General features: G+C 64.4%; 7 protein-coding genes. 3 read left to right on the forward strand and 4 right to left on the reverse strand.

The window, feature by feature from the left end:
• The 3 genes from EOA23_RS31320 to EOA23_RS31330 form a co-directional block, all read left to right on the forward strand.
• Positions 1-389: ABC transporter permease (locus EOA23_RS31320; RefSeq protein ID WP_145966535.1), on the forward strand; the 389-nt coding region annotated here is incomplete at its 5' end.
• Positions 386-1270: an ABC transporter permease gene (locus EOA23_RS31325; protein ID WP_127306957.1), complete on the forward strand. Its 885-nt coding sequence runs from the start codon at positions 386-388 to the stop codon at positions 1268-1270. The genes EOA23_RS31320 and EOA23_RS31325, both read left to right, overlap by 4 nt.
• A complete protein-coding gene (locus EOA23_RS31330) occupies positions 1263-3290 on the forward strand; it encodes an ABC transporter ATP-binding protein (protein ID WP_189341777.1) in 2028 nt (675 codons plus the stop codon). Before EOA23_RS31325 ends, EOA23_RS31330 begins: the two co-directional genes overlap by 8 nt.
• Before the next feature lie 33 nt (positions 3291-3323).
• Here the strand turns inward: EOA23_RS31330 and EOA23_RS35905 are convergent, their stop codons facing one another.
• The 4 genes from EOA23_RS35905 to EOA23_RS36140 all read right to left on the reverse strand — a co-directional run.
• Entirely contained in the window at positions 3324-3512 is a 189-nt protein-coding gene (locus EOA23_RS35905; RefSeq protein WP_189341778.1) for an RNA-binding protein, read from the reverse strand.
• A gap of 63 nt (positions 3513-3575) precedes the next feature.
• Positions 3576-4091, reverse strand: coding sequence for a hypothetical protein (locus EOA23_RS31335; RefSeq protein WP_127306959.1), 516 nt, complete (start codon positions 4089-4091; stop codon positions 3576-3578).
• 70 nt (positions 4092-4161) lie between these two features.
• A complete protein-coding gene (locus tag EOA23_RS31340; RefSeq protein ID WP_127306960.1) occupies positions 4162-5064 on the reverse strand; it encodes a LysR family transcriptional regulator in 903 nt (300 codons plus the stop codon).
• A partial coding sequence (locus tag EOA23_RS36140; protein ID WP_210212511.1) for a hypothetical protein occupies positions 4989-5179 on the reverse strand: 191 nt, incomplete at its 5' end. The genes EOA23_RS31340 and EOA23_RS36140, both read right to left, overlap by 76 nt.

Consider the following 5179-nt stretch of genomic DNA (forward strand, 5'->3'; position numbering starts at 1 on the left):
TCCTGGTGCTGTTCGGCTACATTGCGCGCATGGCCAGGTCTGGCATGATCGAGGCGCTCGATTCCGACTATACGCGCACCGCCGTGCTAAAGGGCCTGCCCTGGCGAACGGTGATCTGGCGGCACGTGCTGCGCAACGCGCTGCTGCCCACCATCACGGTGATCGCCACCCAGACGGGCTATCTGATCGGCGGCCTGGTGGTGATCGAAACGCTGTTCCGTTACCAGGGCATCGGCTCGCTGATCTTCACCGCCGCGCGCGGCAAGGACTTTCCGATGCTGGAAGCCGGCATTCTCACCATCGGCATCGTCTATGCGGTGGCGACCTTGGCCGCCGACTTCCTCTATTCCGTGCTCAATCCGCGCATCCGGCTGGGGGCAGAACAATGAGCGCGACCGACAGCCCATCCCTTCCCGCGGTCCCGGATACTGTCGCGCGGCGCAGCCCCTGGGGCGAGGTGCTGCATTCGCTCGTGAGGTCCCCCACGTTCCTGACCGGCCTGGGCATACTGCTGTTCTGGGTCATCTGCGCGCTGTTCGGGGAACATTTCGTGCCCTACGATCCTCTCGACGCCGACATCATCAACACGCTTGCGCCGCCATCGGCCGACCACTGGTTCGGCACCGACCAGCTCGGCCGCGACGTGTTCTCGCGCGTCATCGTCGGTTCCCGCGACATCCTGACCGTGGCGCCTTTGGCCACGATCCTGGCCACCATAGCCGGCACCGCGCTCGGCCTCGTCATCGGCTATTTCCGCGGCATCGTCGACGACATCGTCAGCCGTGTGCTGGAAGCCTTCATGGCGATCCCGGTGGTGATCATCGCGTTGCTCGCAATCGTCGCGCTCGGCACCTCGAAGATCACCGTCATCGTCGTCATCGGCCTGAGCTTCGCGCCGATCATCGCCCGCACGGTGCGCTCGGCGGTGCTCGCCGAACGCGAGCTCGACTACGTCGCCGCGGCCAAGCTGCGCCATGAAGGCGCGCTGCACACGATGTTCGTCGAGATCCTGCCCAACGTCATCCCGCCGATCCTGGTCGAGACGACGGTGCGGCTGGGCTACGCCATCTTTGCCGTGGCCACGCTTTCCTTCATGGGCTTCGGCATCCAACCGCCCTCGCCCGACTGGGGCCTCTCGATCTCCTCCAATTACGGCATGATCGGCGGCGGCTTCTGGTGGACGGTGCTGTTCGATGCGCTGGCCATCGCCTCGCTGGTGATCGGCGTCAATTTGGTGGCCGACGGCGTGCATGGAGCGTTCAATGACTAGCCAAGCCGCCAACGCGCTGGAACTCAAAGACCTCTCGGTCGCCTATCGCGTCGGCCGCCGTGACCGCGCGGTGCTGCGCAACGTCAACCTGACCATCAAGGCCGGCGAAGCCTACGGGCTGGTCGGCGAATCCGGCTGCGGCAAATCCACCGTGGCGCTTTCCGTGGTGCGTTATCTGCCGCGCAACGGCTGGATCACCGGCGGCTCGATCGCGCTCGACGGCAAGGATGTGATGAAGCTCGATAGCGAGGCGCTGCGGCGTGCCCGCGCCGACAGCGTGTCGATGGTCTATCAGGATCCCGGCAAGGCGCTGAACCCATCGCTGCGCATCGGCCGGCAACTGACCGAGATTTTCGAGCTTGCGGGCATCACGGGGAAGGCGGCCGAAGACAAGGCGCTCGCCATGCTGAATCGGGTGCGCATCTCCGATCCAGCCAGCGTCATGCAGCGCTACCCGCACCAGCTTTCCGGCGGCATGCAGCAGCGCGTGGCGATCGCCATGGCATTGGCCAACGACCCTTCGATGCTGATCCTCGACGAGCCGACCACCGGCCTCGACGCCACGGTCGAGGCCGAAGTGCTCGACCTGATCGGCCAGCTGCGGCGCGAGCTGTCGGCGTCGATCCTGTTCATCAGCCACAACCTCGCCGTCGTCTCCAATATGTGCGACCGGGTCGGCGTGCTTTATGCCGGCATGCTGGTGGAGGAAGGCTCGACCAGGGACGTCTTCAACGATCCGCGCCATCCCTACACCGTGGCGCTGCTGCGCTGCTTGCCGCGCGGCGGCCAGCGCAAGGACCAGGGCCGGCTCGACACCATCCCCGGCTTCCTGCCCGGCATCGGCGCCAATATCGTCGGCTGCGCCTTCGCCGACCGTTGTGCGCTGGCCACCGAACGCTGCCGCGCCGAGCCGCCGCCGCTCTACGATCTCGGCGAGGGCCGGCTGTCGCGCTGCCACTACCATGACAAGGCGCAGTCGCTGCCGCGCGCGACACCCGCCGAGATTCCCGCTGTCGCGCCCAAGCAGGCGCCGCCGGTGCTGCAGGTCGAAGGGCTGAACAAGACCTATGCCGGCCACGGCCGTCCGCTGCGCGCGGTGAAGGATGTCTCGGTCAGCCTGAGACCCGGCGAGACGCTCGGCCTGGTCGGCGAATCCGGCAGCGGCAAGACGACCTTCGCGAGGCTCCTGCTCGGCCTTGTCCCGCCCGACGACGGCGGCTCGATCGAGCTGGAAGGCAAGAAGCTGGCGCCACGGCTTGCCAGCCGCTCGGAGGATCAGGTCAAGGCGGTGCAGATCGTCTTCCAGAATCCGGACTCCGCGCTCAACCGCTCGCATTCGATCCGACATATCTTGAGCCGCGCCCTGAAACGGCTGGGCGGGCTCACCGGCAAGAAACTGGACGCGCGCCTCGAAGAGCTGGTCCGCTCGGTGCGGCTCACCGACCGGCATCTGGCGGTCAAGCCGCGCCAGCTGTCAGGCGGGCTGAAGCAGCGCGTGGCGATCGCGCGCGCCTTTGCCGGCGATCCGCGCATCGTGGTGTGCGACGAGCCGACGTCGGCGCTCGATGTGTCGGTGCAGGCGGCGATCCTCAACCTCTTGGCCGACCTGCAGTCGAAACAGGATGTCTCCTACATCTTCATCTCGCACGATCTCGGCGTGGTGCGCTATCTCTCCGACAAGATCGCCGTGCTCTATCTCGGCCGCATCATGGAGTTCGGGCCGTCGGAGGCAGTGTTCTCCGGGCCGCATCATCCCTACACCGAAGCGCTGCTGTCGGCGGTTCCAAAGCTCGACCGCACCGAGAGCTCGCGTATCCGCCTCGACGGCGAGATCCCGAGCGCGGCCAACCCGCCGACGGGCTGCGTCTTCCACACCAGATGCCCGCGCAAGATCGGCGCCATCTGCGAGACGCAGGAGCCGGAACTGACGGAGGCCCAGCCCGGGCATACCATCCGATGCCACATTCCTTATGCCGAACTGGCGAAGCTGCAGAAGCCGAGGATCGTGGAACCTGCTTGAACTGCAGACAAGGCAGAGGCGTCCGGTTGTGTCTCAGTTTGAAATTCCGGCGGCTGACTTTTTGTAGGGGCCACGCTTGCCCGGTTTCGACGCAACGGCGGCGCGCTTCTTTCCGCCCTTCGAGCCAAGCTCTTTGGCGGCGGCACTCTTGCCGTCGTCCTGCGCGTCGTCGGCTTCCTCGCCAGTGGCAATGCGCATGACGCGGACGGCGTTGCCGATCACGTCGGCGGGCGCTTCTGGCCTTTAGGTCCGGTGGGCCTGCATTTTTTCCTCAATGTCGCAGGTTTAAGCCGCTGTTACCGGCGCATTCAACGTGGCGATGGCGGTTTGCAAAGCAACATCGCATTCGCGCTGATGGCTCCAGTGAATGCTTTGTGATGCGCGTTTGACGCGCTCTAAGGTTGCGGGATCCAAGTGCAGGTCCCATAGGCCCGATACGGCCGCCCTCGCCTTGGGAGCAATCCATGCCATAACGTTGTCTATGTCAGCACGATGGTCAAAGGCGTGCTCGTAGAAGGAAACTCCAGCAGCATTCCAAAGCTGTTTGTTGGGGTGCCAGAGGCTCCATTCGGCAAAGGCGTAGATTTTGGGAAGCTCGTTGCGATCGTCGACCGAATGGGCTCTGCGAACAGAAGAAAGTACCTCGGCGAAAAATGCATAAGTTGAACAACGCTCTGTCCGATTTATGGATGCCGCAGAAAACTCGTTCGGCAACATCACCTGAGCCAAAGCTCTCCAGCGGGGCAGCCGGTCTGAAGTGTGCGCTAGTTGATTGTTGTGCCGATCCATCTTGAAAAGCATATAGGAGTTCGCCGGCTGGCGCGACAGGCGAGCGTGCCGGCTGATAGCCGGTCAAATTTCAACTGAGACACTACAGCTCGTCCGCCATGCTGAGGGCGCGGTCGGCCTCGGCGAAGCCGCTTGCTTCGGACCAGTCCTTGACCAGCATGCGGAGACCCTTGAGTGCAATGTCGAGAGCGTCGGACGATGCCGGGTTGGCGGGATAGGCAAGGTAGATCGGTCGCTGAAAGACCGGCGTGTCTTCGACGCGCTTCAGCTCGCCGCGCTGGATATGAGCGCTGACCGCGCTGAGCGGCAGATAGGCGGCCGCCTTCTGCGACAGGACGTGCTGCAAGCCGATGAACACCAGCCCGGCCGAGATCGCCGGCTTCACCATGCCGGCAAAGGCGCGGTCGTGCTCGACGCGGAACTCCAACCCCCAGTCCATCAGGATGTAGTTGTCCGTCCACGATCCGGGCTGCTCGGCATGCTGGACGAGCACCACCTGATCGACGGCCAAGGTCTCATAGACGATGCCCGGATGCGGCCTGGGCAGATAGAGGATGCAGATGTCGAGCAGGCCTTCGGCCATCTGGTCGATCGCCAGATCCGGGAAGCTGCCCTCCAGCCTGAGCGCCACGTTCGGCCGCTTCGCGCGCATCCAGTCGATCCAGGGCGAGGTGATGCTGTCCCAGAGATAGGCGGGCGCGGTCAGCCTGAGCAGTGTCTCGTAGCCATCGGGAACGGCGATGTCCTGGCGCGACTGCTCCCAGGTGCGGGTGATCGTCGAGGCATGCGGCAGGAACTGCCGGCCGGCCGGGGTGAGTGAGACTCCGTCGCTGTCGCGCACAAACAGTTTTCGCCCCAGCTGTTCCTCCAGGCCGCGAATGCGCGCGCTGACGGTCGATTGGGCGAGGTTCAGCCGATGAGCGGCGACGGTGAAGCTGCCATGCGCCGCGACTTCCAGGAAACTGCGCAGATTCTCGGTGTCCATTGTCCCTTGGCCTTTGAGCTGCCGCCATCGAAATCTTCGATGGCCTCAATCAAAAAATATCGCTTTTCGATCACGGTCAACAATGGCCTAAATGCCAAAGCCCCCGCGACAAAAC

This window comes from Mesorhizobium sp. M2A.F.Ca.ET.042.01.1.1, assembly GCF_003997405.1.
Lineage (GTDB): Bacteria > Pseudomonadota > Alphaproteobacteria > Rhizobiales > Rhizobiaceae > Mesorhizobium.